The sequence below is a fragment of the Bradyrhizobium sp. 41S5 genome, assembly GCF_011516665.3.
In the GTDB taxonomy this organism is placed as follows: Bacteria; Pseudomonadota; Alphaproteobacteria; order Rhizobiales; family Xanthobacteraceae; genus Bradyrhizobium; species Bradyrhizobium quebecense.
This window is the reverse complement of record NZ_CP083721.1, coordinates 1219064-1242361: the sequence shown is the minus strand read 5'-3', so window position 1 is coordinate 1242361 and position 23298 is coordinate 1219064. Positions and strand designations below refer to the sequence as shown.

At 65.4% G+C, this 23298-nt stretch carries 24 protein-coding genes; 14 read left to right on the top strand and 10 right to left on the bottom strand.

What is annotated here, in order from left to right:
• Positions 1 to 26: 26 nt before the first annotated feature.
• From HAP47_RS05855 to HAP47_RS41285, 3 genes are read left to right on the top strand one after another with little or no spacing between them, the layout of a single operon-like run.
• Positions 27 to 410: a tautomerase family protein gene (locus HAP47_RS05855; protein ID WP_173639049.1), complete on the top strand. Its 384-nt coding sequence runs from the start codon at positions 27 to 29 to the stop codon at positions 408 to 410.
• On the top strand, positions 407 to 1618 hold the full coding sequence (locus HAP47_RS05850; protein WP_231168778.1) for a pyridoxal phosphate-dependent aminotransferase: 1212 nt from the start codon (positions 407 to 409) through the stop codon (positions 1616 to 1618). The genes HAP47_RS05855 and HAP47_RS05850 overlap by 4 nt, the downstream gene beginning before the upstream one ends.
• Positions 1615 to 1740, top strand: a complete 126-nt coding sequence (locus tag HAP47_RS41285; RefSeq protein ID WP_256459940.1) for a hypothetical protein — start codon at positions 1615 to 1617, stop codon at positions 1738 to 1740. Before HAP47_RS05850 ends, HAP47_RS41285 begins: the two co-directional genes overlap by 4 nt.
• Before the next feature lie 14 nt (positions 1741 to 1754).
• On the opposite strand, the gene HAP47_RS05845 is transcribed toward HAP47_RS41285, so the two are convergent.
• The 5 genes from HAP47_RS05845 to HAP47_RS05825 all read right to left on the bottom strand — a co-directional run bounded on the left by HAP47_RS05845 (position 1755) and on the right by HAP47_RS05825 (position 5501).
• Positions 1755 to 2636, bottom strand: coding sequence for a 3-hydroxybutyryl-CoA dehydrogenase (locus HAP47_RS05845; protein ID WP_173639050.1), 882 nt, complete (start codon positions 2634 to 2636; stop codon positions 1755 to 1757).
• A 248-nt stretch (positions 2637 to 2884) separates the two neighbouring features.
• Positions 2885 to 3835 carry an electron transfer flavoprotein subunit alpha/FixB family protein gene (locus HAP47_RS05840; RefSeq protein WP_173639051.1) on the bottom strand — a complete coding sequence of 317 codons (951 nt, stop codon included), beginning with the start codon at positions 3833 to 3835 and terminating at the stop codon, positions 2885 to 2887.
• A complete protein-coding gene (locus HAP47_RS05835) occupies positions 3835 to 4584 on the bottom strand; it encodes an electron transfer flavoprotein subunit beta/FixA family protein (protein ID WP_173639052.1) in 750 nt (249 codons plus the stop codon). The genes HAP47_RS05840 and HAP47_RS05835 overlap by 1 nt, the downstream gene beginning before the upstream one ends.
• 117 nt (positions 4585 to 4701) lie before the next feature.
• Positions 4702 to 5274 (bottom strand): cob(I)yrinic acid a,c-diamide adenosyltransferase, encoded by a 573-nt coding sequence (locus HAP47_RS05830; protein ID WP_176396233.1) that lies wholly within the window; start codon positions 5272 to 5274, stop codon positions 4702 to 4704.
• Positions 5275 to 5306: 32 nt separating this feature from the next.
• Positions 5307 to 5501 (bottom strand): twin transmembrane helix small protein, encoded by a 195-nt coding sequence (locus tag HAP47_RS05825; RefSeq protein WP_173639053.1) that lies wholly within the window; start codon positions 5499 to 5501, stop codon positions 5307 to 5309.
• Positions 5502 to 5667: 166 nt separating this feature from the next.
• Between HAP47_RS05825 and HAP47_RS05820 the strand changes: the two genes are divergently transcribed.
• Complete coding sequence (locus tag HAP47_RS05820; RefSeq protein WP_371821800.1) at positions 5668 to 6528, top strand: YihY/virulence factor BrkB family protein; 861 nt, start codon at positions 5668 to 5670, stop codon at positions 6526 to 6528.
• Here HAP47_RS05820 and HAP47_RS05815 read toward each other — a convergent pair.
• Positions 6455 to 7741 (bottom strand): ATP-binding protein, encoded by a 1287-nt coding sequence (locus HAP47_RS05815; RefSeq protein WP_173639054.1) that lies wholly within the window; start codon positions 7739 to 7741, stop codon positions 6455 to 6457. The genes HAP47_RS05820 and HAP47_RS05815 overlap by 74 nt on opposite strands.
• Positions 7742 to 7876: 135 nt before the next feature.
• Entirely contained in the window at positions 7877 to 8746 is an 870-nt protein-coding gene (gene gluQRS, locus HAP47_RS05810; protein WP_173639055.1) for a tRNA glutamyl-Q(34) synthetase GluQRS, read from the bottom strand.
• 200 nt (positions 8747 to 8946) lie between these two features.
• On the opposite strand from gluQRS, the gene HAP47_RS05805 reads away from it, so the two are divergent.
• Positions 8947 to 9600 carry a DNA-3-methyladenine glycosylase family protein gene (locus HAP47_RS05805; RefSeq protein ID WP_173639056.1) on the top strand — a complete coding sequence of 218 codons (654 nt, stop codon included), beginning with the start codon at positions 8947 to 8949 and terminating at the stop codon, positions 9598 to 9600.
• A gap of 170 nt (positions 9601 to 9770) precedes the next feature.
• The gene (locus HAP47_RS05800) at positions 9771 to 11333 is read left to right on the top strand and encodes a glycoside hydrolase family 17 protein (protein ID WP_173639057.1); all 1563 of its coding nucleotides are present in this window, start codon (positions 9771 to 9773) and stop codon (positions 11331 to 11333) included.
• A 9-nt stretch (positions 11334 to 11342) separates the two neighbouring features.
• On the opposite strand, the gene HAP47_RS05795 is transcribed toward HAP47_RS05800, so the two are convergent.
• Positions 11343 to 12230: a LysR family transcriptional regulator gene (locus HAP47_RS05795; RefSeq protein ID WP_173639058.1), complete on the bottom strand. Its 888-nt coding sequence runs from the start codon at positions 12228 to 12230 to the stop codon at positions 11343 to 11345.
• Between the two features lie 174 nt (positions 12231 to 12404).
• Between HAP47_RS05795 and HAP47_RS05790 the strand changes: the two genes are divergently transcribed.
• The 5 genes from HAP47_RS05790 to HAP47_RS05770 all read left to right on the top strand — a co-directional run bounded on the left by HAP47_RS05790 (position 12405) and on the right by HAP47_RS05770 (position 19205).
• Positions 12405 to 13379, top strand: coding sequence for an NAD(P)H-dependent flavin oxidoreductase (locus tag HAP47_RS05790; protein ID WP_173639059.1), 975 nt, complete (start codon positions 12405 to 12407; stop codon positions 13377 to 13379).
• 176 nt (positions 13380 to 13555) lie between these two features.
• Positions 13556 to 15073: an acyl-CoA synthetase gene (locus HAP47_RS05785; protein WP_173639060.1), complete on the top strand. Its 1518-nt coding sequence runs from the start codon at positions 13556 to 13558 to the stop codon at positions 15071 to 15073.
• 104 nt (positions 15074 to 15177) lie between these two features.
• On the top strand, positions 15178 to 16263 hold the full coding sequence (locus HAP47_RS05780) for a DUF2855 family protein (RefSeq protein WP_173639061.1): 1086 nt from the start codon (positions 15178 to 15180) through the stop codon (positions 16261 to 16263).
• Between the two features lie 112 nt (positions 16264 to 16375).
• Positions 16376 to 18163 (top strand): flavin-containing monooxygenase, encoded by a 1788-nt coding sequence (locus tag HAP47_RS05775; protein ID WP_173639062.1) that lies wholly within the window; start codon positions 16376 to 16378, stop codon positions 18161 to 18163.
• Between the two features lie 64 nt (positions 18164 to 18227).
• Positions 18228 to 19205 carry a peptidyl-alpha-hydroxyglycine alpha-amidating lyase family protein gene (locus HAP47_RS05770; protein WP_173639063.1) on the top strand — a complete coding sequence of 326 codons (978 nt, stop codon included), beginning with the start codon at positions 18228 to 18230 and terminating at the stop codon, positions 19203 to 19205.
• A 150-nt stretch (positions 19206 to 19355) separates the two neighbouring features.
• On the opposite strand, the gene HAP47_RS05765 is transcribed toward HAP47_RS05770, so the two are convergent.
• Positions 19356 to 21116: a chloride channel protein gene (locus HAP47_RS05765; protein WP_173639064.1), complete on the bottom strand. Its 1761-nt coding sequence runs from the start codon at positions 21114 to 21116 to the stop codon at positions 19356 to 19358.
• Between the two features lie 192 nt (positions 21117 to 21308).
• Here HAP47_RS05765 and HAP47_RS05760 point away from each other — a divergent pair, with 192 nt between their 5' ends.
• Both HAP47_RS05760 and HAP47_RS05755 read left to right on the top strand, forming a co-directional pair.
• Positions 21309 to 21866, top strand: coding sequence for an HNH endonuclease (locus HAP47_RS05760; protein ID WP_016845270.1), 558 nt, complete (start codon positions 21309 to 21311; stop codon positions 21864 to 21866).
• A 91-nt stretch (positions 21867 to 21957) separates the two neighbouring features.
• Positions 21958 to 22284 (top strand): hypothetical protein, encoded by a 327-nt coding sequence (locus HAP47_RS05755; protein WP_173639065.1) that lies wholly within the window; start codon positions 21958 to 21960, stop codon positions 22282 to 22284.
• 45 nt (positions 22285 to 22329) lie between these two features.
• Here HAP47_RS05755 and HAP47_RS05750 read toward each other — a convergent pair whose 3' ends face one another.
• Positions 22330 to 22542, bottom strand: a complete 213-nt coding sequence (locus HAP47_RS05750) for a hypothetical protein (RefSeq protein ID WP_173639066.1) — start codon at positions 22540 to 22542, stop codon at positions 22330 to 22332.
• Positions 22543 to 22794: 252 nt separating this feature from the next.
• On the opposite strand from HAP47_RS05750, the gene HAP47_RS05745 reads away from it, so the two are divergent.
• Positions 22795 to 23298, top strand: coding sequence for a MarR family winged helix-turn-helix transcriptional regulator (locus tag HAP47_RS05745; RefSeq protein WP_173639067.1), 504 nt, complete (start codon positions 22795 to 22797; stop codon positions 23296 to 23298).

Sequence of the window (23298 nt, the reverse complement as noted above, 5' to 3'; positions counted from 1 at the left end):
GTAACGCCTCCAGGAGAGCCATCATCATGCCGCTGACCCGCGTCTCCCTGCGGCGGGGCAAGCCCGCCGCCTACCGCAAGGCCATTCTCGAGAGCCTCTATCGCGCCATGCGCGAAACCTTCGATGTGCCGGAAGGCGATCGCTTCATGACGATCTCCGAGCACGACGACGACGATTTCGCCTATGGCGCGGACTATCTCGGCATCAGGCGCAGCGATGATCTGGTCATCATCCAGATCACGGTCAGCAACACCCGCCCGGTGGCGCAGAAGCAGAGGCTCTACCGATGCATCACCGACCTGCTGACGGAGAGTCCGGGCCTGCGCGCCGAGGACATCTTCATCAACCTTGTCGAGGTGCTTCCGGAAAACTGGTCGTTCGGCAACGGTGAGGCGCAGTACGTCCGATGACCGCGACACCGATCCTCTCGCCGCGCATGTGCAGCATCAAGGCTTCGCCCGCATCGGTGCTGCGCCGCCGCGCCCGCGAGCTCCGCGCTGCCGGGCGCGACATCATCGAGCTGTCGTCGGGCAATCTGGACTTCCCGACACCGGATCACGTGATCGCGGCGGCGCATCAAGCGGCATTGCGCGGCGAAACCCGTTACACCGATGTCGACGGCACGCCGGAGCTGAAGCGGGCGGTGCGGGCCGCGCTGCTGCGCGACCATCGCCTCGACTATCAGCTGGATGAGATCGTCATCACCAACGGCTCGACGCAGGCGCTGTTCAACGCGCTGCTCGCGACGCTGGCGCCTGAAGACGAGGTGATCGTCCCGGCGCCGTATTGGGCGCCCTATCTCGATCAGGTGCGACTGGCGGGCGCGACGCCGGTGATTGTGCCGTGCGCGCAGAACAACGGCTTCAAGCTGCGTGCGGAGGATTTGCAGGCGGCGATATCGGCGCGGACGCAGTGGATCGTGATCAACAATCCGGTCAATCCTTCCGGTGCGGTCTATTCGACGGAGGATTTGGCTGAGCTCGCCGCGGTCCTCCTGCAGCATCCTGATATCTGGGTGCTTGCCGACGGGCTCTACGAGCACGTCGTGTTCAATGGGCGACCTGCCCCGACGCTTGCGCAGATCGAGTTGCGCCTGAAGCCGCGCACGCTGACCGTCAGCGGCCTCGCCAAGACCTACGCCATGATGGGATGGCGCATCGGCTATGCCGCCGGTCCATCGGCGCTGATCCGCGAGTTGATCACGATCCAGTCGCAGACCACGTCGGGCGCCTCGTCGATCAGCCAGGCCGCCGCGGTCGCCGCGCTCGATGGCGCGCAGGATGCGCTGGCCGAGCGAGCCGCCATCCTTCGCGCGAGGCGTGACCGCTTTGCCGAACGCGTGAACGGATGCAGCGGGCTCTCCTGCACGCCGCCCGAAGGCACGTTCTATCTGCTGGTCAGTTGCGCCGGCGTGATCGGCAAGCGCGCTCCCGACGGCAAGCTGATTGCGACCGATCGCGATTTTGCGACCTACCTGCTTGAGCAAGCCGATCTGGTGGTGTTTCCCGGCGAGGATCTCGGGCTGTCGCCCTTTATCCGCCTCAGCTTCGCCAGCCCGTCAGCGATCATTGAGGAAGCCGGCAGACGGCTGAAGCGCGCCTGCGAGGCATTGCAATGACGGCGCACGGGCAGAGCCAGCGCCTCGCGCTAACCGCGCATCTGCTCGGGCTCGGAATGGGTGTGACGATGATTGTCGGTCTGGTGCCCGCGACGCTTGCACTGCTGCGGACACTGATCTGACGAGCGCGCGTGAATTACCGCGTCGGGACTGGCTTGTCGCCGCGATAGTCGTAGAAGCCGCGCTGGCTCTTGCGTCCGAGCCAGCCGGCCTCGACGTATTTCACCAGCAGCGGGCACGGCCGGTACTTGGAGTCGGCGAGCCCCTCGTGCAGCACCTGCATGATCGACAGGCAGGTATCGAGGCCGATGAAATCGGCGAGCTCGAGCGGGCCCATCGGATGGTGCGCGCCGAGCTTCATCGCGGCATCGATCGCCTCGACGTTACCGACGCCCTCATACAGCGTGTAGATCGCCTCGTTGATCATCGGCAGCAGAATGCGGTTGACGATGAAGGCGGGGAAATCTTCCGACACCGCGACCTGCTTGCCGAGCTTGGCGACGAACGCCTTGGCGGTGTCGAAGGTCGTGTCGTCGGTGGCGATGCCGCGGATCAGCTCGACCAGCTCCATCGCCGGCACCGGATTCATGAAATGAATGCCGATGAATTTCTCCGGGCGGTCAGTCGAGGCGGCGAGCCTCGTGATCGAGATCGACGACGAGTTGGTCGCGACGATCGCTTCCGGCTTCAGCACCGCACAGACGTCGTGGAAGATCTTGCGCTTGGTCTCTTCCTTCTCGACCGCGGTTTCGATCACGAGATCGCAATCGGCCAGCGCATCGATCGTCTCGGCGGAGGTGATGCGGTCGAGCGCCTGCTTGCGCTCGCCCTCGCTGATCGCCTTCTTGGCGACCTGGCGGGTCAGATTGCCGTTGATGGTCGCCAGCGCCGACTTCAGCCGGTCCGCGGAGACATCATTGAGCACCACGTCGAAACCGGCCAGCGCCGCCACATGGGCAATGCCATTGCCCATCTGGCCCGAACCGATCACGCCGACCTTCTTGATTGCCACCGTCATCTTGTCATCCACCGGAACGGCGCGCATGTCGCACCTGCCCAATTCCAACGATACCCGAAGTGAAGCCTTCCGGGTTGCCCAATCCGCCGGAAAACGTTTCCCGGGACCATGATGTGATTACGACGTAATCGCACCCGATCCATCTCCCCTGCGGGACACGATCCTTTCGGAAAACCGTTTCCGGATCTTTGCGTCCCAAGAATAGTAACACCGGCCGGAGCTTACCCACCCGGCCGGTGTCTTGTCGCTTACTTTCCGAGCTTGCCTAGCGCTTCGGTCAGTTCCGGAACCGCCTGGTAGAGGTCGGCGACCAGGCCGTAATCGGCGACCTGGAAGATAGGTGCGTCCTCATCCTTGTTGATGGCGACGATCACCTTGGAGTCCTTCATGCCGGCCAGATGCTGGATCGCGCCGGAGATGCCGACCGCGACATAAAGTTCCGGGGCCACCACCTTGCCGGTCTGGCCGACCTGCCAGTCGTTCGGCGCATAGCCGGCATCGACCGCGGCGCGCGAGGCGCCGACGCCGGCGCCGAGCTTGTCGGCGAGCGGCTCGATGTACTTGGCGAAGTTCTCGCGGCTCTGCATGGCCCGGCCGCCCGAGACGATGATCTTGGCCGAGGTCAGTTCCGGACGGTCGCTCTTGGCGACTTCCTCGCCGACGAACGTCGACAGGCCCGGATCGGCGGCGGATGCGGCGTTCTCGATCGCGGCGCTGCCGCCCTCGCCGGCCGCGGCGAAGGTCGAGGTGCGGACCGTGATCACCTTCTTGGCGTCCTTCGACTTCACGGTCTGGATCGCGTTGCCGGCATAGATCGGCCGCTCATAGGTGTCGGGCGCGACGACCTTGATGATCTCGGAGACCTGCATGACGTCGAGCAGCGCTGCGACGCGCGGCATCACGTTCTTGAAGCGCGAGGTCGCGGGCGCGACGAAGGCGTCATAGTTCGGCGCCAGCGCGACGATCAGCGCGGCCAGCGGCTCGGCAAGGTCGTGCTCATAGGCGGGGCCTTCGGCCACCAGCACCTTGGTGACACCGGCAAGCTTGGCGGCTGATTCCGCCGCCGCCTTGGTGCCCTGGCCGCCACCGGCAACCAGCACATGGACGTCGCCGCCGAGTTGGCTCGCCGCGGTCAGCGCCTTGTTGGTCGAGTCCTTCAGGGTCTCGTGGTCGTGTTCAGCAATCAACAGCGTCGTCATCAGAGAACCCCGGCTTCGGTCTTGAGCTTGTTCACGAGTTCGGCGACGTCCTTGACCTTGACGCCCGCCTTGCGGCCTGCCGGTTCCGCGGTCTTCAGCACTTCCAGACGCGGCGTGAGATCGACGCCGTAATCCGACGCGCTCTTGTCGTCGATCGGCTTCTTCTTCGCCTTCATGATGTTGGGCAGCGACGCATAGCGCGGCTCGTTGAGACGCAGGTCGGTGGTGACGATCGCCGGGCCCTTGAGCTTGATGGTCTGCAGACCACCGTCGACTTCGCGCGTGACCTTGAAGTCAGATCCTTCGACCTCGAGCTTGGAGGCGAAGGTCGCCTGCGACCAGCCGAGCAGCGCGGCCAGCATCTGGCCGGTCTGGTTCGAGTCGTCGTCGATCGCCTGCTTGCCGAGAATGACGAGGCCGGGCTGCTCCGCCTCGACGACCGCCTTGAGGATCTTGGCAACCGCGAGCGGTTCGACATTGCCTTCGGCCTTGACGAGGATGCCGCGGTCGGCGCCCATCGCGAGCCCGGTGCGAATGGTCTCGGAAGCCTGTGCCGGTCCGATCGACACCACCACCACTTCGGTCGCCTTGCCGGCTTCCTTCAGCCGCAGCGCTTCCTCGATGGCGATTTCATCGAACGGGTTCATCGACATCTTGACGTTGGCGAGCTCCACGCCCGATCCATCGCTCTTGACGCGGACCTTGACGTTGTAGTCGACGACCCGCTTTACCGGCACAAGAACCTTCATCGATCCTCTTTCGCTTTGATTTTATGGGTTTCGGTTGGCTGGCGCGGAACCTAAAGGTCCCGTACCCCCCGGTCAACGCGGCAAAGCCAAAAAACCGTCCCCCGATTTTAACCCAGTTTAGCGGTTCTGGCCCGGCACCCACAACACGTCCCCCCCCCCTTTATTGTTCTGGAAGCGGCTGGCAACGAACAGGAAATCGGACAGCCGGTTCATATACTGAATGCCAGCTTCATTGACCGGTTCGTCGGGCCGGGCGGCGAGTTCCACCATCATCCGTTCCGCGCGGCGACATATCGTCCGGGCGAGATGCAGATATGCCGAAGCCGGCGTCCCGCCGGGCAGCACGAACGAGGTCAGCGGCGCGAGCTGGTCGTTGAGGCTGTCGATGTCGCGCTCGAGCCGCTCGACCTGGCTCGCCAGCATCCGCAGACGTTCAGCCTTTCCCTCGCGCTCGGGCACCGCAAGATCGGCGCCGAGATCGAACAGATCGTTCTGGATCCGGCCGAGCATCGCATCGACCTCGGGACTGTCGGCCAGGTGCTGCCGCACCACGCCGATCGCTGCATTGGTCTCGTCGACCGTGCCATAGGCAGCGACCCGCAGATCGTATTTCGGCCGCCGCTCGCCGGAGCCGAGCGCGGTGGTGCCGTCATCGCCGGTGCGCGTGTAGATCCGATTGAGAACGACCATGGCCGTGATCCCTTAAGGTTTGCGCATCGCGTCTACCGCCCCATCGCCCAGACCGCGAACATCGCGATGACGATAGCGACGAATTGCAGCAGCACGCGCAGCCGCATCAGCTTCTGCGATGTGTTCGGCGAGCCGCCCTTCATCATGTTGACGAGGCCGAGCAGGAGCACCAGCGCGACGGCGCCGACGGCGATGGGAAGAATGATCGTGCTGAGGACAGATGTCATCTGCGGTACATAACACCGCAGGACGCGGACTTCCACACAGGCGACGCATGCAACCAACTGGCTTTTCAATGCGTAATATCAGATGCTGGGTCCGTGCTCGGACCGAGCGGTTTTCGACAATGCCGGGTGGAATGTGAAACAGCTTCGTTACGTCTACCACGTCGTGATGGATGCCTTTTACACGTTCCTCGCCGACGACGGCTGGGCGATCGCGAGCCACATCGCGCTGTCGACCCTGATGGCGCTGTTTCCCTTCCTGATCGTGCTGACGTCGGTGGCCGGCTTCTTCGGCTCCAAGGAGCTTGCCGACCAGGCCGTCGGACTGCTGCTGCAGGTCTGGCCGGAGCAGGTCGCCGAGGCGCTGTCCGGCCAGATCCACGACGTGCTAACCAACACCCGCGGCGGCATCCTGACCATCGGCGCGGTGTTCGCGGTGTACTTCGCCTCCAACGGCGTCGAGGCGCTGCGGGTGGCGCTGAACCGCGCCTACGCCGTGATCGAGCCGCGGCGCTGGTACTGGCTGCGGCTGGAATCGATCGGCTACACGCTGGTGGCGGCGTTCACCTCGCTCGCGATGGCATTCCTGATCGTGCTCGGGCCGCTGATCATCGAGGCGGGGCGGCGCTATATTCCGTTCTTCGTCGAATCGAACGAGAGCCTGCTCAACACCGCCCGTTACGGCATCACGGTGCTGGCGCTGGTCATCGCGCTCTTCATCCTGCATGCCTGGCTGCCGGCGGGCCGCCGCGGCTTCACGCAGATCGTGCCCGGCATCATCTTCACCGTGGTGGCGTCGCTGATCTCGGGAATCGGCTTCGGCATGTACCTGGCGCGCTTCGCCAACAATTACGTCACGATGTATGCGGGGCTCGCCTCGGTGGTGATCGCGCTGGTGTTCCTGTATTTCATCGCCGCGATCTTCGTGTTCGGCGGCGAGCTGAACGCGGCGATCATCAAGTCGCGGCTGCCGCACGGCGTGTCGCTTCAAGCAGCGCAGTCGCGAGTGCCCGCGGAGAAACAGGCTTGACCAGGAACGCGTCGGCGCCGGCGGCGCGCGCCGCGGCCTCGTCCTCGGCGCGACCGGAGATCCCGACGATCACGATGCGGCCGTGCGGTGGCGGCAGCGCGCGGATGCGCCTGATCGCCTCGACACCGCCGACGCCGGGCAGGACCATGTCCATTAGCACGGCGTCGAAGGCCCCTTGTCCGAGCCGGTCGGGCGCCCCCTCGCCCTGACCGATGAATTCGGCGTGGTGACCGAGTTCGGTCAGGATCGTGTTGAGCACGACGCGGCCGAACGGATTGTCTTCGACGCTGAGCAGCCGCAGCCCCTGCGATGACGGCATCGCCGCGCCTTCGCTCGGGGACACACCGGCCGGTCCTGCGGCTGAAGCCAGCACCACGTTGAGCGTGAAGATGGTGCCACCGCCTGCGCGCTGGGCCACGACGATGTCGCCGCCCATGGCGCGCGCGAGCTGCTTGACCGAGGACAGGCCGAGCCCAGCGCCGCCGAACCGCGCGGCGATCGAGACATTGGCCTGCGAGAACGGCCGGAATAGGCGCTTGACCTCCGATAGCGTCAGGCCGATGCCGCTGTCGGAGATCGCAAAGACAACGCCGATCCTGCCGTCCGCCTTTCCCTTGCCCCCGCGCGCCGGCGCGACGTGCAGTTCGATGCTGCCCTGCTCGGTGAACTTGACGGCGTTGTCGATCAGATTTTCCAGCGCCGCCCGCAGCCGGACGGGATCGCCGACCGCAAACGCCGGCAGCTTGGCGGAGATCTCGACCGAGGCCCGCAATCCCTTGGCTGCGGCGCGGCCGGCCAGTGAATCCCCGGCGTGGCGCGCCAGCGTGCGCAGGTCGAAGAAATCCTGCCGGATCTCGAGCCCGGGCCCCTCGCTCCGGGCAGCGTCGACGAACAGGGTCGCAAGGCTCGCCAGATGCTCGGCGCCGGCCTTGATGGTATCGACCCAGCGCCGCTCGCGCTCGTCGAGATCCGATGTCGCGAGCAGGTTGCTGATCGCCAGGATTCCGGTCAACGGGGTCCGCACTTCATGGGCAAAGGCGGCAAGCGCGGTCTCGATCAGGCCGGGACCGGCCTTCGGGGAGGCCTTCGGGGCAGCCCGCTTGCGGCCCGGCTGGGCCGCCGCGTTGGCGGTGCGCGCTTTGCCGGCGCGCGGCTTCGGCGGCATCCGCTTGGATTGCCGCTTGCTGCGCCGTACGCGCGATTTTGACGCCATGGTCTCGGTGATCCCCGCCCCTGATAACAACATGGCATGCCCGGCGTGCCGGAGTCACGGCGCCGTTTGCGGCTCGCCGCAGCGGTGCCCCGTGATGGCAACCACCGTGCTTCGCGATTGAAATGCGGCCGAGATCTATAGCAAGCCGACCAAGCGGCGGATATCGGCCGGGCTGGCGCCCTCCGCCCGCAGCTCGCGCAGCCCGGTCGCCTGGGTCGATTTCGACAGCTTTTGTCTGGTGGCGTCCCGGATCAGCGCATGGTGCCGGTAGGCCGGCACGGGCAGGCCAAGCAGATCCTGCAGCAGCCGATGCACGCTGGTCGACCAGAACAGGTCAACGCCCCTGACCACATCGGTGACGCCTTGCAGGGCGTCGTCGATCACGACAGAGAGATGGTAACTGGTTGGGGTCTCCTTTCGTGCCAGGATCACATCGCCCCAGGCCTCCGGCCGGGCCGCCACGTCCCCGGTCTCGCCGGCCGGACCCTCGCCGGCCTCCTGCCAGCGCAGGCCGCCGCTGCGCGCGCATGCCGCGGCCATGTCGAGCCGCAACGCGAACGGCGCGCCCTGCCCGATCAGCCGGTCGCGCTGCTCGGCCGACAGCGATTTCGCCGCTCCCGGATAGAGCGGCGCGCCGTCCGGATCGCGCGGCCACGCGCCAGCGGCCTCACGTTCCGCAACCAGCCGCACGATATCGGCGCGGCTCTCGAAGCTCGGATAGACCAGCCGCTCGGCCGACAGGCGGTCGATCGCCGCGCGATAGGCGGCAAAATGCTCCGACTGCCGCCGCACTGGGGTCTCCCAGGCGATGCCGAGCCAGGCCAGATCCTCGTAGATCGCCTGCTCGAACTCTGCCCGGCAGCGCGTCGCGTCGATGTTCTCGATCCGCAGCAGGAAGCGTCCACCCGACCGCTTCGCGAGGTCATGGTTGAGCAGCGCCGAATAGGCATGGCCGAGATGCAGGTAGCCATTCGGACTCGGGGCAAAACGGAAAACGGGTGGCATGGCGTTCGATCGCGGGTCATTGCCGGGCTCGACCCGGCGATCCTTGTTCGGGCATGATCTTCGCGCAAACGCCTTGCGTTTGTCGCAAGCGAAAACCGGTTTCCACTCTTCCGGACCATGCGGCTGGACAAGACTCTGTTACGATAGGAGATGGATGCGCGGGTCAAGCCCGCGCATGACAAGCCGATGCAGATCCCGCAATGCTGATCCATCTCGAAACCCAGGCTGACCTCGACGACGCCATCCAGAAGCTGGTCGACCAGGATCGACGGCTGCGCCCGATCCTCGAACTGACCGGTATGCCGGCCATCCGGCAGCGCGAGCCGGGGTTTGCAGGGCTTGCCGCGATCATCTGCGGCCAGCAGCTGTCGACCGCGAGTGCTGCCGCGATCTGGGGCCGCGTCAGCAAGGCGTTCGACCCGTTCCACCATGATGCGATCCGCAAGGCTCGGGCCGACCGACTCGGCCGGCTCGGGCTCTCGGCAGCCAAGATCAAGACGCTGAAGCACATCGCGCGCGAGCTCGCCGAGGAGCGGTTGAACCTCGACGTGCTCGCCAACGAAGAGGCCGATGCCGCGCACAACACGCTGACCGCGCTGCCCGGGATCGGCCCGTGGACCGCCGACGTCTATCTCTTGTTCTGCCTCGGCCATGGCGATGCGTGGCCGGCGGGCGACCTCGCCGTGCAGGAAGCGGTCAAGGTCGGGCTCGGGCTGAAGGAGCGGCCGACACCGAAGCAGATGGCACCGCTTGCCGAGCCGTGGCGGCCGCTGCGCGGCGCCGCCGCGCATCTATGGTGGGCGTACTATCGCGTGCTCAGGAATCGCGAAGGCGTGATCGCCGGCGCGAAGTAGGTCGTCGAGAAAACATCCCATCTACGTGATCGCATGATATAATAAAACCTGACGAATACTTATTCAATTTTCCGGCCTGGCGCATTGATGATGACGCCCAGCACATCCTTCCTGCAAGGAGGACGGACCTGGCTTCGCTTCGCACCCCGCTGACGCTTCTCCTGATATCCTTGGGGGCTATCGCCGCGGCGTGGTGGTGGCTGGGCATCCCGGTCAGCCTGCCGCGCGCACCGATCGATCCGAATGATAAGGTGCAGTGCATCTCCTACGCCCCATTCCGCAACAATCAGACATCACTTGCTGCCGCGACGCAGGTCACTCCGGAACAGATCGCGGAAGATCTGGCGCAACTCGCGAAGATATCGCACTGCATCCGCACCTATGCGACCGATCTCGGTCTCGACCAGATTCCCGGGCTCGCAGCCAAGGCGGGGCTGAAAGTCATTCAGGGCATTTTCCTCGACAGGGACCGAAAGAAGAATGCGACGCAGGTCGCAACGGCGATACGCCTCGCCAAAGAATATCCAGACACGATCATTGCGCTCGTGGTCGGCAACGAGGTCCTGCTGCGCAAGGAAATGTCGGCGTCCGACCTCGCCGCCATGATCCGTGCGATCAAGGCACAGGTCAGCGTTCCCGTCACCTACGCCGACGTCTGGGAGTTCTGGCTGAGCAATCGCGAACTTTCCGACGTCGTCGACTTCATCACGATTCACATCCTGCCATACTGGGAGAATATCCCGATCCCCGCGGAACGTGCCGCCGCGCACGCGGACGAGATGCGCCGGCAGGTCGCGGCGGTCTTCCCAGGCAAGGAGATCTTTATCGGAGAAGTAGGTTGGCCGAGCGAGGGGCGGATGCGCGAATCCGCGCTGCCCTCGCGCGTCAATCAGGCGCGGGTGGTCTCGGAGGTGCTCGACCTTGCCCGGCGCGAGCATTTCCGCGTCAACCTGTTCGAGGCCTATGACGAAGGATGGAAGCGGGAGATCGAGGGTACGGTCGGCGGATCTTGGGGCCTGTTCGATTCGGAAGCGCGCACACTGAAATATCCGCCTGGCCTGCCGATCAGCAATTTTCCGTTCTGGAAACTGCAGATGTGCAGCGGAATGGCGCTGGCGATCCTGGTGTTCTGCGCAGCCTGGCTGACCTCGCGGCGCAAGCCGAAGGAGCCCGAACTCGTGTCATGGCTTGCGGTCGGACTATCGGCGACCACAGCCGGAATCCTGTTTGGGGTGGCCGCGCAAAGACTCGTCTATGAAAGCTATGGAACGGGAGGCTGGCTTGTGTGGGGCTCGCTTCTGGTGGCGGCAACGGCCTCGCCGGTGTTCGGCGCCAATGCCCTGATGTCCGGTCGCGCGCCGCCCAGCTTCCAGGAATTGCTGGGTCCGAAGGGCTACCACACTGGATCGGTGCTGGTGACCTTGCACGGATTGGCCTTGATCGTCACCACGGTGATCGGCACGGCGGCCGCACTGGGCCTCATATTTGACCCGCGCTTTATCGATTTTCCTTTCGCGCCTCTGACCCTGGCGGCGGTGCCGTTTGCGGTCATGACACTGCTCAATCCTGCTACGAAAGGAGTCCGCCCTCTGGCGGAATCGATCTTTGCCGGCATTTTTGTCGCAGCCGCCATCTACGTGGGCTTCAACGAAGGACCGGAGAACTGGCAGGCGCTGTGGACGTGCGCCGTCTTTATCCTGCTTGCGGTGACGCTGTGGCGGGCGCGAGCCTGAGAACCGGCTCTAGCCGCGCAGCCTGACGCGATCCTCGCGCGCGCAATCGGTGACGAAGCCGATGACGGCACGCACCGGGGGAAGCTCGACCAGATCGGGATGCGCGAGCAGCCAGAGATCGGAGAGGCTCGACAGCTTTTGCGGAGCGACCCGAACCAGATCGGGATAGTCGGCCCCGACCAGGCAGGACAGCGCGCAAATCCCGAGCCCGGCCCGCGCCGCCGCAAGCATGTCGCCCTGCGAGGAGCAGCGCATCACCAGCGTGCCCTGCCGCGTGATGACATCGCTCCACCGCGCCAGCCGCACATTCGAGGCCTGGTCGGCAAACCCGATCACGCTATGCCCCCGCCATTCGTCCGGCCGCTCCGGCAGCTTGCGCCCGGCCGCATAGCCGCGTGACGCGTAGAAACCGGCGCCGAGCCGTCCGATCTTGCGTCCGATCAGGTTCTCGTCCCCGGCATCGACCGGCCGCAGCACCACGTCGGCCTCGCGGCGCCGCACGCTCGCCGGAAACGGGTGGGTGATGATCTCCAGCTGGATGTTGGCGTGATCGCGCAGGAACGGTCCGAGATGCGGCATCAGCCAATGCGCCGCCAGCGTCGCGCCGATCGACAGCTTCACGACGCCGCGGGCCTGCGCGCCGGTGGCGGACGCAGCCGCCTCCGCGCGCAGGGCCGCCGCCGCCATCACCTCGGTGTGCTCGCGGAACTTGCGGCCATGCGATGTCAACGACAGGCCGTCATTCGAACGGGCGAACAGGCGGGTCCCGAGCTGCTTCTCGAGCGCCGCGACGTTGCGGCTGACGGTGGGGTGGCTGATGCGCAGCCGCCGCGCAGCGCCGGCGAAGCTGCGCGTCTCAGCCACCGCGACGAAGGTCTTGCAAAGCTCCCAGTCCATGCCGCCCGCTCGCGCCTTTGTTCATTTCTGGTCAATCAGCTGTTCAATATTGAACGTCATGACGCAACCGTCCAGCCTTATATTGCCGCTCCAAGGGAGCCGCAGCTCCAGCCATCACAACAAATCGCGATCCGCCCGGCACCCGCCGGGCGGCGCACATGGAGGATCCGAACAATGTCGCTGCCCGCCTCGCTCGCCAACAGGCTTGAACTGCCGGTCGTCGGTTCCCCGCTGTTCATCGTCTCGGGGCCCGAGCTCGTGATCGCGCAGTGCAAGGCCGGCATCGTCGGCTCATTCCCGGCGCTCAACGCGCGCCCGGTCGAGAAGCTCGACGAATGGCTGACGCAGATCGAGAACGAGCTCGGCGAGCACCAGGCTAAGCATCCGGAGAAGAAGGTCGCCCCTTACGCGGTCAACCAGATCTGCCACGCCTCCAACGACCGGCTGATGCATGACATGGAAACCTGCGTGAAGCACAAGGTGCCCATCATCATCACCTCGCTGCGCCCGCCGTCCGAAATCGTCGAGGCCGCGCATTCCTACGGCGGCGTGGTGTTCCACGACGTCATCAACGTGAAGCACGCCCGCAAGGCCGCCGAGCAGGGCGTCGACGGATTGATCCTGGTCTGCGCCGGCGCGGGCGGCCATGCCGGCACGCTGTCGCCGTTCGCGCTGGTGCGCGAGGTCAAGCAGTGGTTCAAGGGCACGATCCTGCTGTCGGGCGCGATCTCCGACGGCTGGAGCATCGCATCCGCGCTCGCGCTCGGCGCCGACCTCGCCTATGTGGGCACCCGCTTCATCGCGACCGAGGAAGCCAACGCCGACGTCAGGTACAAGCAGGCGCTGACCGAATACGCCGCGCATGACATCGTCTATTCGAACCTGTTCACCGGCGTGCACGGCAACTACCTCGGACCGTCGATTGCGGCCGCGGGCCTCGATCCGGGCAACCTGCCGGTCGCCGACAAATCCAAGATGAATTTCGGCTCCGGTGGCAACACGAAGGCCAAGGCCTGGCGCGATATCTGGGGTTCGGGCCAGGGCATCGGCCAGATCACCGACGCCCCGCCGGTCGCCGAACTGGTGGTTCGGATGAAGGCGGAGCTTGCGCAGGCACGCGACAGCTTCACGACGCGGCTCAGCGCCTGATCCGCAATCCCGGACATCTCGCAGGGGCGCAGGATGAAGCGCCGGCTGCCGTTGGAGCTGCCCTGTGCGATCCGATCATCGATCATCGCGTTTGCGAAGACCATGTGAGCGGCGCTGGCCGGAAAACTGCTAAGATCGAACACCGGCTGGACGATTGCGAGGAAACGGAACGGAATATGATCATCAGCGGCGACAGACAGATCAGCTACGGCGACATTCACGCCCGCATCGCGCGGGCGGCGACCGGTTTCCGCGCGCTCGGCGTTCAGGGCGGCAAGCCGGTCGGCATGATGTTGCGCAACGATTTTGCGCTGTTCGAGGTGGTCGCGGCCGCAGCCGCGCTCGGCAGTCCGGTGGTGCCGATCAACTGGCACCTAAAGGCCGACGAGGTCGCCTACATCCTGTCCGACAGCGGGGCCGACACGCTGGTCTGCCACGCCGATTTGCTGCCGCAGATCCGCGACGGGCTGCCGCCGGGGATCAAGCTGCTGGTCGTGACCACATCGCCGGAGATCGCCGCGGCCTATGGCGTGGCGCCAGCGTCCACGCGTGTGCCCGACGGCATGACCGATTGGGATATCTGGCGTGAAACGCATCAACCGCTGACCGACGCGCCGATCGGCGCAGCGCCGATGTTCTACACGTCCGGCACCACGGGCCTGCCGAAAGGCGTCAAGCGCAAGCCGATGCCATCAGAGCAGCAGGCGGCGGCCGCGCGCGTCGGCGCCATCACCTATGGCGTCAAGCCGAACGAGGGCCAGGTGATCCTGATGAACGGCCCGATGTATCATTCGGCGCCGCACTCCTACGGCATGCTCGCATTCCGCAATGGCTGCGTGATCGTGCTCGAACCGCGCTTCGATCCTGAAGATCTGCTGCAGCTGATCGAGCGCCACCATGTCACCCACATGCACATGGTGCCGACCATGTTCGTGCGGCTGCTGCGCCTGCCGGAAGAGACGCGACGCCGCTATGACCTGTCGTCGCTGCGCTTCATCGTGCATGGCGCGGCGCCCTGCCCGGTCGACGTCAAGCGCGCGATGATCGAGTGGTGGGGACCGGTCATCAACGAATATCTCGGCTCCACCGAGACCGGCATCCCGGTCTGGCATTCATCGGCCGAGGCGCTGGCCAAGCCCGGCACCGTCGGCCGCGCCATCGAGGGCGGCATCGTCAAGATATTCCGGCCCGACGGAACGCAATGCGACGTCGGCGAGCCCGGCGAGATCTTCATGCGCCAGACCGCGACGTCGGATTTCGATTACCACGGCAACGCCAAGGCGCGCGCCGAGGCCGACCGCGACGGCCTCGTCAGCGTCGGCGATGTCGGCTATCTCGACGCGGACGGCTATCTGTTCCTGTGCGACCGCAAGCGCGACATGGTGATCTCGGGCGGCGTCAACATCTACCCCGCCGAGATCGAGAATGCCCTGATCGGCATGGCAGGCGTCCGCGACTGCGCCGTATTCGGCGTGCCCGACGACGAATATGGCGAGCGGCTGTTCGCCTGCGTCGAGCCGGAAGCGGGCAGCACGCTGTCGGTCGCGGCGATCCAGGAATTTCTCCGCGGCAAGCTCGCCAATTTCAAGGTGCCGCGGGACATCCGCTTCATGGACGCGCTGCCGCGCGAGGCGACGGGCAAGATCTTCAAGCGCAAGCTGCGCGATCTCTACCGCGAAGGACAGCTTCGCTGACCAAGGTGATGGTGGAGCGAACGGCGTTTGAAACTTAGTTGCTGTTGCAAAAAGCCGGCGATCGACGCAACGATGCCGGCGCATCCGACGCCGGGATCATCGCCATGAACTCCACTGACTTCATCGTCATCCGCAACGATCTGCAGCATTGCAAGGTGATCGAGACACAGCTGCCCGATGCCGCGGCGCTGCCGGCCGACGCGCTGCTGGTCAAAGTGACCCGCTTCGCCTTCACCGCCAACAACATCACCTACGCCGTGATCGGCGAGCAGCTGAAGTACTGGCACCTGTTCCCGGCGCCCGACGGCTACGGCATCATCCCGGTGTGGGGCTTTGGCGAGGTGCTGGCCTCGAAGCATCCCGCCATCGCAGCCGGCGAAACGCTGTTCGGCTATTTCCCGATGGCGACCCATCTGGTGATCGAGGCCGCCGATGTCAGCAAGCGCGGCTTGCGCGACGGCGCCGCGCACCGGCAGGAGGTCTCGCCGGTCTACAACGCCTATGCCCGTGTCTCCGGCGATCCGACCTATGCCGGCCAGCAGGGCGATTTCCGCGCGCTGCTGCTGCCCTTGTTCATGCTGTCGTTCCTGGTCGACGACTTCCTGGCCGAGAATGAGTTCTACGGTGCTCGTCGCGTCATCCTGTCGTCGGCCTCGAGCAAGACGGCGTTCGGGCTCGCCCATCTCCTGCACAAACGCGGTATCCGCGTGAGCGGGCTGACCTCGAAGGGCAATGTCGATTTCGTCACCTCGCTCGGCTGCTATGACGACGTCGTCACTTATGACCAGGTCACCGCGATCCCGGCGGCCGAGCCTGTCGCCTATGTCGACATGGCCGGCAACAGCGCGCTGCGCGAGACCCTGCACCGGCACTTCGGCGCGCAGATGGTCTATTCCGGCCGGGTCGGGCTCACGCATCGCGCGAGCGAGCCGGATGAGCCGACGCTGCCCGGCGCCAAGCCGGTGTGGTTCTTCGCGCCGGACCAGATCCGCAAGCGCGCCAGGGAATGGGGTCCCGGTGGCATCGACCAGCGTTTTGGCGCTGCATGGACGGAGCTCGTGCCGCAGCTGCCCGATTGGCTCGATGTCGTCGAGCGGCGCGGCCCGGCGGCGGTGCGCGAGGCCTATCTCGATACCCTGCAGGGCCGCGTTCCGCCGGATCAAGGCCTGATCCTGTCGCTGGCCGAATAGGCGATATCCCGTCACGCCCTTTCTGCGGCCTCGCCAATGGGTATAGGCTTGCGGCCAAGGGAACGCCGCCAAGAAAACGTCACCAAGGGCGGCCGATGACGAGAAACGCTCAATGCTCGACAAGACGGACGATATTTCGGTCGCCGCCGACAATTGGCTTGTGCAGTTCGAGGATGCGCTGGCGGGGCCCGACGATGTGCTGCTGAAGCCGCTGTTCCATCCCGAAAGCTATTGGCGCGACGTGCTGGCCTTGAGCTGGAACATCCAGACCGTCAACCGCGCTTTTGCAATCATCGAGGAACTGCCCGCGCATGCGCGTCGCAGCGCGCCGCATGATTTCCGCATCGATGCCGAGCGCGCGCCGCCCCGCCGGGTGATGCGCGCCGGCACGAGCGCGATCGAGGCGATCTTCAAGTTCGAGACGGCTACTGGCCGCGGCCACGGCATCGTGCGGCTGATTCCTGACGCCGCCGACGGCGATCGGTTGAAGGCCTGGACGCTGCTGACCGCGCTCGAGGAACTGAAGGGTTTTGAAGAGCAGCAAGGAAACACAAGGCCGCGTGGACAAGCCTATTCCCGCGACTTCCGCGGTCCCAACTGGCTCGACCTGCGCAAGGCATCCGCCGAATATGCCGACCGGGATCCCGATGTGCTCGTGGTCGGCGGCGGGCAGGCCGGGCTTGCAATCGCCGCCCGTCTGCAACAGCTCAAGATCGATGCACTGATCGTCGACCGCGAGGCGCGCGTCGGCGACAATTGGCGCAAGCGCTACCACGCGCTCACCCTGCACAACCAGGTGCAGGTCAATCATTTGCCCTACATGCCGTTCCCGCCGAACTGGCCGACCTACATCCCGAAGGACAAGCTCGCCAACTGGTTCGAATCCTATGTCGATGCCATGGAGCTGAACTTCTGGACCGGCACGGAATTCGTCGGGGGCAGCTATGACGACGCACAAGGACGCTGGACCATCGAGCTGCGCCGCGCCGACGGGACGACGCGGAAACTGCAGCCGCGCCATGTCGTGATGGCGACCGGCGTGAGCGGCATTCCGAGCGTGCCTGATATCCCCGGCTTGAAGACTTTCTCCGGCAAGGTGCTGCATTCGAGCGGCTATGAAGACGGCGAGCATTGGACAGGCAAGCGCGCGCTGGTGATCGGCACCGGGAACAGCGGCCACGACATCGCGCAGGATCTGCACTCCTCCGGCGCCGAGGTGACGCTGGTGCAGCGCTCCTCGACGCTCGTCACCAATATCGAGCCGTCGGCGCAGCTCGCCTATGCCGCCTACAATGAAGGCTCGCTCGAAGACAACGATTTGATCGCGACTTCGATGCCGCTCGCGCTCGCCAAGCGCAGCCATGTGCTGATGACCGAGCAGTCGAAGGAACTCGACAGACTGCTGCTCGACGGTCTCGCGCGCAAGGGCTTCAAGCTCGATTTCGGCGACGGCGGCACCGGCTGGCAGTTCAAGTACCTGACCCGCGGCGGCGGCTATTACTTCAACGTCGGCTGCTCCGATCTCGTCGCGAGCGGCGCGATTGCCCTGAGGCAATTTGCCGACATCGAGACCTTCGTGAGCGAAGGCGCGCGGCTGAAGACCGGCGAGACGGTTGCCGCCGACCTGATCGTGCTCGCGACCGGCTACCGGCCGCAGGAAGAGCTGGTGAAGAAACTGTTCGGCGAGGCGATGGCTGCGCGGGTTGGCCCGATCTGGGGTTTTGGCGACGGCCAGGAGCTGCGCAACATGTACACCCGCACGCCGCAGCCCGGCCTGTGGTTCATCGCCGGCAGCCTCGCGCAATGCCGCATCAACTCGCGTTATCTAGCGCTGCAGATCAAGGCGATCGAGGAAGGCCGGTTGCCGCGCGATGTCGGGCCGGTGGCGAAGCTAACTTGATCCGCCGTCATTCCGGGGCGCGCGTAGCGCGAGCCCGGAATGACGAGAAGAGAGAGGACGAACAATGCCAACCATCCTCGGCACCGGCGAGCACCGCTATCGCGTGGTGGAGAACTTCGCAAAACTCCCCGGCGGCTGGAGCTTGACGGATGTCGCCTCCGTCGCTGTCGACAGCAAGGACCGCGTCTATGTCTTCAACCGCGGTGAACATCCGATGGTGGTGCTCGACCGCGAAGGAAACTTCATCAGGAGCTGGGGCGAAGGCCTGTTCGCGCGCGCGCACGGCCTGCACATCGATGCCGACGACAATCTCTATTGCACCGACGACGGCGACCACACTGTGCGTAAATGTTCGACCGACGGCAAGGTACTGCTGACGATCGGCATCCCGAACAAGCCGGCGCCGTTCATGAGCGGCGAGCCGTTCCATCGCTGCACCCATACCGCGCTGTCGCCGAACGGCGAGATCTACGTTTCCGACGGCTACGGCAATGCCTGCGTCCACAAATACACGCCGGATGGAAAGTTGATCAAGACCTGGGGCGAGCCCGGCACCGATCCTAGTCAATTCAACATCGTGCACAACATCGCGACCGACGCCGACGGCTGGGTCTATGTCGCCGACCGCGAGAACCATCGTGTTCAAGTGTTCGACGGCAACGGCAGATACGAGACCCAGTGGAACAATCTGCACCGGCCCTGCGCGCTGTGCTGCTGCGGGAGCGGCAAGCAGCCGAGCTTCGTGATCGGCGAGCTCGGCCCCGGCATGACGGTCAACCGCAAGGTGCCCAATCTCGGCCCGCGGCTGTCGATCGTGGATGGCACCGGCAAGCGCATCGCCCGGCTCGGCGGCGAGCACGGCCCCGGCGTCGAGACCGGAAAGTTCCTGGCGCCGCACGGCATCGCGCTGGACTCGCACGGCAACATCTATGTCGGCGAAGTCGGCGTCACCGACTGGAAGACCAGCTTTCCGGACACCGAGATGCCGGCCGCGGTGCGCGTAACGCGCTGCCTGCAGAAGCTGGAGCGGGTGACGGTGTAGCGCCCGCCCCGGTTTTTCCCCGTCATGCTGAGGAGCGCGGAACGCGCGTCTCGAAGCATCGACGGCCCCACTGCCGCAGCGCGGCCGTGCATCCTTCGAGCCTCGCTTCGCGAGCGCCTCAGGATGACGGGTCGAAAGCGCCCGCCGCAATCAAATCTCGCCGATCACCTCGCGGCGGCGCTGCTCGGATTCTTCCGCATAGCGCCGCATCGCGTGCGCTTCGGTGAGCAGGCCGATCGGCCGCCGGTCGCCGTCGTCCTCAACCACCGCGAGCGATTCCGCTTCCGCCGCGTCAAACACCGCGATCGCCTCCTGCACGTTCATGCCGGGATGCAGCACCACGTCGGCGTAGCGCAGGATGGCGGCAAGTCCCTTGTCGGCCTCGAGGTCGGGCGCGTGCGCCTCCGCGACCAGCGCGAGCCCGGCATAACGTCCCTCGCCGTCGACCGCGACGACCTGGGTCTTCGAGCCGGGCGGGAATTCCTCGCGAAACGCCTCGATCGGCATCGCGGCGTTCACCGTCGTCATGTCCTGCCGCATCATCTTGCCGACCGTGAGATCGCGAATCCAGCCGATATCGGCGGCGCTGCGGATGGTCTCGCCGCGCAGATGCAGCCGCCAGGTCGCGAACGAATAGCCGAACAGCTCGCGCGTGATCGTGGTCGAGATGATGACCGCGACCAGCACCGCGGTGGTGAGCCAGAGATTGCCAGTGGATTCCAGCGCGATGAACGACATCGTCAATGGACCGCCGATCACCGAGGCCGACAGCGCGCTCATGCCGATCACGGCATAGGCGTTGGGATCGAGATTGAGCCCCGGCCACACGATGTCGACGCCGGCCGCGAACAGCCGGCCGCCGAGCGCGCCCATGAACAGCGTGGCGAAGAACAATCCGCCGCGGAAGCCGGAGCCGAGCGAGACGATCGAGGCCACCGCCTTCAGCGCGAACACGCCGGCGATGAAGGTGAGCGGCATGGCCACGATGCCGGCGAAGCGCAGCGCGCCATGACCCGACGACATCACCTGCGGCGTCAGCAGCGCCATGGCGCCGACCGCAAGGCCGCCCAGCGCCGGCCGCAGCGGCGGCCAGAGCCGGGTCTTGGCGAGCAGCGTCTCGCACAGCGCCACCCCGCGCATGATCGCAATCCCGGTCAGGGCCGCGACCACCCCGAGCAGCGCCGCGATCGCAAGATCCCGTCCGAGCACGTCGCCGACGGTTCCGACGCCGACGCCGAGCGGCAGCGGCTCGAAGGCATGGGCGACGAAATAGCCGGCCACCGCCGCCACACCGACCGGGGTCAGGCTCGCCGGCGTATAGCCGCCGATCACAAGTTCGAAAGCGTAGAACGCGCCCGCCAGCGGCGCGCTGAAGGCCCCCGCGATCGCCGCAGCCGCGCCGCAGCCGACCATGATTCGCTGGTCGTTGCGGCGGAGATGAAAGCCGCGGCCCAGCGAGGCGGCCAGGCCGCTCGAAAGCTGGGTGTAGCCGGCCTCAAGCCCGACCGAGCCGCCGACGCCGCTCGACCAGATCGTCTGCAGCGCCACGATCACGCTGCCGCGGAACGACATCCGCCCGCCATAAAGCGCGTTGGCCTCGATCGGGTCGATTTCCCGGGCCGGCCGGACCCTGAGCAGCAGCAGGAACGCTACTCCAAGCACCAGTCCGCCAACCGTGGGAACCACGAGGGCGCGCACGGGATCGATGCTGGGCTGACTCGACAGCCGATCGCCCAGCGGCAGATTGAACAGCACCGAATGCAGCACCGTGACGAGGCCGCTCATGACCGCCACCACAAGACCGCCGATGGCGCCGATCAGCAGTGCCAGCACCACGAGGCTCGTCTCGTGCGCACGCACGAATGCGCGCAACCGGCGTGGCGCCTCGAGATAGCTTGTGGTCATGGTCATCGGCAGGGTCCGTCACTGGCCGACAGGGCCTTGCGGCTCCCTTTACGGGCCTCGCGGGCAGGAGGCAATCGGGGCAGGAACATGGCAGGGCATGGCGGATAAGCCGCTCATTGCTCTTCACAATCCCGTCACGCTGCCTGTAGTATGTGAGTGCATGCTGCTTCGCAGCTAATGGGAGATCAGGAGCGTTATTTGAACGCACATGTCTCGCAAGGCGGTTGGCCGGTGCTGGTCTTGAATGCGGACTTCCGGCCGCTGAGTTATTACCCGCTGTCGCTCTGGTCCTGGCAGGACGCGATCAAGGCGGTGTTCCTCGATCGTGTCAACATCGTCGAATATTACGACCGGGCGGTACGAAGTCCTTCCTTCGAAATCCAGTTGCCGAGCGTCGTATCCCTCAAATCCTTCGTCAAGCCGACCACCCACCCCGCCTTCACCCGGTTCAACGTTTTCCTTCGCGACCGATTCAGCTGCCAATATTGCCTGTCGGGCGACGACCTCACCTTCGATCACATCATTCCGCGCAGCAAGGGTGGCCAGACCACCTGGGAGAACGTCGTCGCCGCCTGCTCGCCGTGCAATCTGCGCAAGGGCAATCTTACGCCGCAGCAGGCCAAGATGTTTCCGAAGCAGACACCCTACGCGCCGACGGTGCATCAGCTCCACCGCAACGGCCGGCTGTTCCCGCCGAACTATCTGCACGAGAGCTGGCTCGATTATCTCTACTGGGATACTGAGCTCGATCCGTAAGACGCGCTGTGCTGTTGGTCAGCCTGGCAGCGCAGAACACCAAGCTTGGCGCATTCACGATCCGCGCGATCGAAGACCGTGTTCCGGCGCGGTGATCGGCGGCTTTGTCTACTATGCGGCGCCGGGGCGGACCGCGCATGTTATCAACATCCTGTCGCTTCCGGGCCAGGAGGTCGGCGTGGTCTGTGCGATGTTCCGCCACCTTGAGCGCACCGGCCATGCCGAAGCCCGCGGCCGTGCGCAGCCCGCCCTGATGGCAGGGCTGGGGCTGCAGCGCTGGCTCGTATTCCGGCACCGCGGCTTCGCGATGGCGTTGACACGCGTTCCTGATGTGAACGACGCCGTTGTGCGCGGCGATATCCATGTCGGCGGCCTCGCCGGCGAGGACTGGAGCCGGTTGATGCACGACTGCGGTTGAGAGCGGGCAGCGCGCTGCGTCAGTGCAGGCACAACCGCAGTTGGGCTATGTCCGCCGCTTGGTAAGGGCCGCCTCCCCCTCCTCACGCCCGGGAACGCTGACGTGAACTTCATGCCCCAGCCTGATCGCCAGCGACGCGGCGGCCGCCGCCGCCTCGAATGCAGCTTCCTTGGTCGCGTATCCGGCATTGAGATTGCCGTCATGCAGAACGCCCCATTCCTCGCCAGCCGCGATCACCGCGTATTGAGCCAGTCCCATCGTCTCCTCCTAGCGCAAGCAGTGCTGCGCGTCGGCGCGCCTCCGAAAGAAGCCTCAACATTGCCATCGGAGCGAGGTTCCTAACTTTCCGCGTTCCCGCGCGATCGGTGCTGGCTCGGTCGCATCCGGATCGCCTTCCGATCAACCGTGCGGAGATATTGACGCCCATGCGGAGATCGCATTTGCGTGATCATCAGCAACGTTCGAAGCAATATTATTGCAGCCTAATAGTTTGTATCCTATCTAATTTGCATGCCTCCTTCGCAATCCCATATCCACGCCGAGATCGGCCGCCTGATCACCAGGCTTGGGCGGATCTGGCGGCGCGAGTCGGATCTGGCTCTGTCTGATCACGGCCTGTCCTACGCGACGGCAATTCCGCTGCTGGTGCTGTCGCGGCAGGGCGAGAACGTCCGCCAGGGCGTGCTTGCCGACGAGCTGGGGATCGAGGGGCCTTCGCTGGTGCGACTGATCGATCTGCTGCAGTTCGAAGGCCTGGTCGAGCGTCGCGAGGACCCGACCGATCGGCGCGCCAAGACACTGCATCTCACCGCGGCCGGTGAAGCCAAGGTCGAGGAGACCAACCGGGTGCTGCGCCGCGTGCGGGCCAGCGTGCTGAAGGATATCGGCAGCGAGGAACTTGCGGTAACCTTCGAGACGCTGCAGCGCATCGAGGCGCGGGCGAGCCGCCTGCAAGACGCCAAGAGCGCTGCAGCCAAGACCGCTCTAGCCAAGACCGCTGCAGAGGCGAAATAG

Excerpts from the sequence above, each read along its gene's own strand:
- HAP47_RS05855 (WP_173639049.1), top strand. The coding sequence starts at position 27 with ATGCCGCTGACCCGCGTCTCCCTGCGGCGGGGCAAGCCCGCCGCCTAC.
- HAP47_RS05850 (WP_231168778.1), top strand. The coding sequence starts at position 407 with ATGACCGCGACACCGATCCTCTCGCCGCGCATGTGCAGCATCAAGGCT.
- HAP47_RS41285 (WP_256459940.1), top strand. The coding sequence starts at position 1,615 with ATGACGGCGCACGGGCAGAGCCAGCGCCTCGCGCTAACCGCGCATCTG.
- HAP47_RS05845 (WP_173639050.1), bottom strand. The coding sequence starts at position 2,636 with ATGACGGTGGCAATCAAGAAGGTCGGCGTGATCGGTTCGGGCCAGATG.
- HAP47_RS05840 (WP_173639051.1), bottom strand. The coding sequence starts at position 3,835 with ATGACGACGCTGTTGATTGCTGAACACGACCACGAGACCCTGAAGGAC.
- HAP47_RS05835 (WP_173639052.1), bottom strand. The coding sequence starts at position 4,584 with ATGAAGGTTCTTGTGCCGGTAAAGCGGGTCGTCGACTACAACGTCAAG.
- HAP47_RS05830 (WP_176396233.1), bottom strand. The coding sequence starts at position 5,274 with ATGGTCGTTCTCAATCGGATCTACACGCGCACCGGCGATGACGGCACC.
- HAP47_RS05825 (WP_173639053.1), bottom strand. The coding sequence starts at position 5,501 with ATGACATCTGTCCTCAGCACGATCATTCTTCCCATCGCCGTCGGCGCC.
- HAP47_RS05820 (WP_371821800.1), top strand. The coding sequence starts at position 5,668 with ATGGATGCCTTTTACACGTTCCTCGCCGACGACGGCTGGGCGATCGCG.
- HAP47_RS05815 (WP_173639054.1), bottom strand. The coding sequence starts at position 7,741 with ATGGCGTCAAAATCGCGCGTACGGCGCAGCAAGCGGCAATCCAAGCGG.
- gluQRS (WP_173639055.1), bottom strand. The coding sequence starts at position 8,746 with ATGCCACCCGTTTTCCGTTTTGCCCCGAGTCCGAATGGCTACCTGCAT.
- HAP47_RS05805 (WP_173639056.1), top strand. The coding sequence starts at position 8,947 with ATGCTGATCCATCTCGAAACCCAGGCTGACCTCGACGACGCCATCCAG.
- HAP47_RS05795 (WP_173639058.1), bottom strand. The coding sequence starts at position 12,230 with ATGGACTGGGAGCTTTGCAAGACCTTCGTCGCGGTGGCTGAGACGCGC.
- HAP47_RS05790 (WP_173639059.1), top strand. The coding sequence starts at position 12,405 with ATGTCGCTGCCCGCCTCGCTCGCCAACAGGCTTGAACTGCCGGTCGTC.
- HAP47_RS05785 (WP_173639060.1), top strand. The coding sequence starts at position 13,556 with ATGATCATCAGCGGCGACAGACAGATCAGCTACGGCGACATTCACGCC.
- HAP47_RS05780 (WP_173639061.1), top strand. The coding sequence starts at position 15,178 with ATGAACTCCACTGACTTCATCGTCATCCGCAACGATCTGCAGCATTGC.
- HAP47_RS05775 (WP_173639062.1), top strand. The coding sequence starts at position 16,376 with ATGCTCGACAAGACGGACGATATTTCGGTCGCCGCCGACAATTGGCTT.
- HAP47_RS05770 (WP_173639063.1), top strand. The coding sequence starts at position 18,228 with ATGCCAACCATCCTCGGCACCGGCGAGCACCGCTATCGCGTGGTGGAG.
- HAP47_RS05765 (WP_173639064.1), bottom strand. The coding sequence starts at position 21,116 with ATGACCATGACCACAAGCTATCTCGAGGCGCCACGCCGGTTGCGCGCA.
- HAP47_RS05750 (WP_173639066.1), bottom strand. The coding sequence starts at position 22,542 with ATGGGACTGGCTCAATACGCGGTGATCGCGGCTGGCGAGGAATGGGGC.
- HAP47_RS05745 (WP_173639067.1), top strand. The coding sequence starts at position 22,795 with ATGCCTCCTTCGCAATCCCATATCCACGCCGAGATCGGCCGCCTGATC.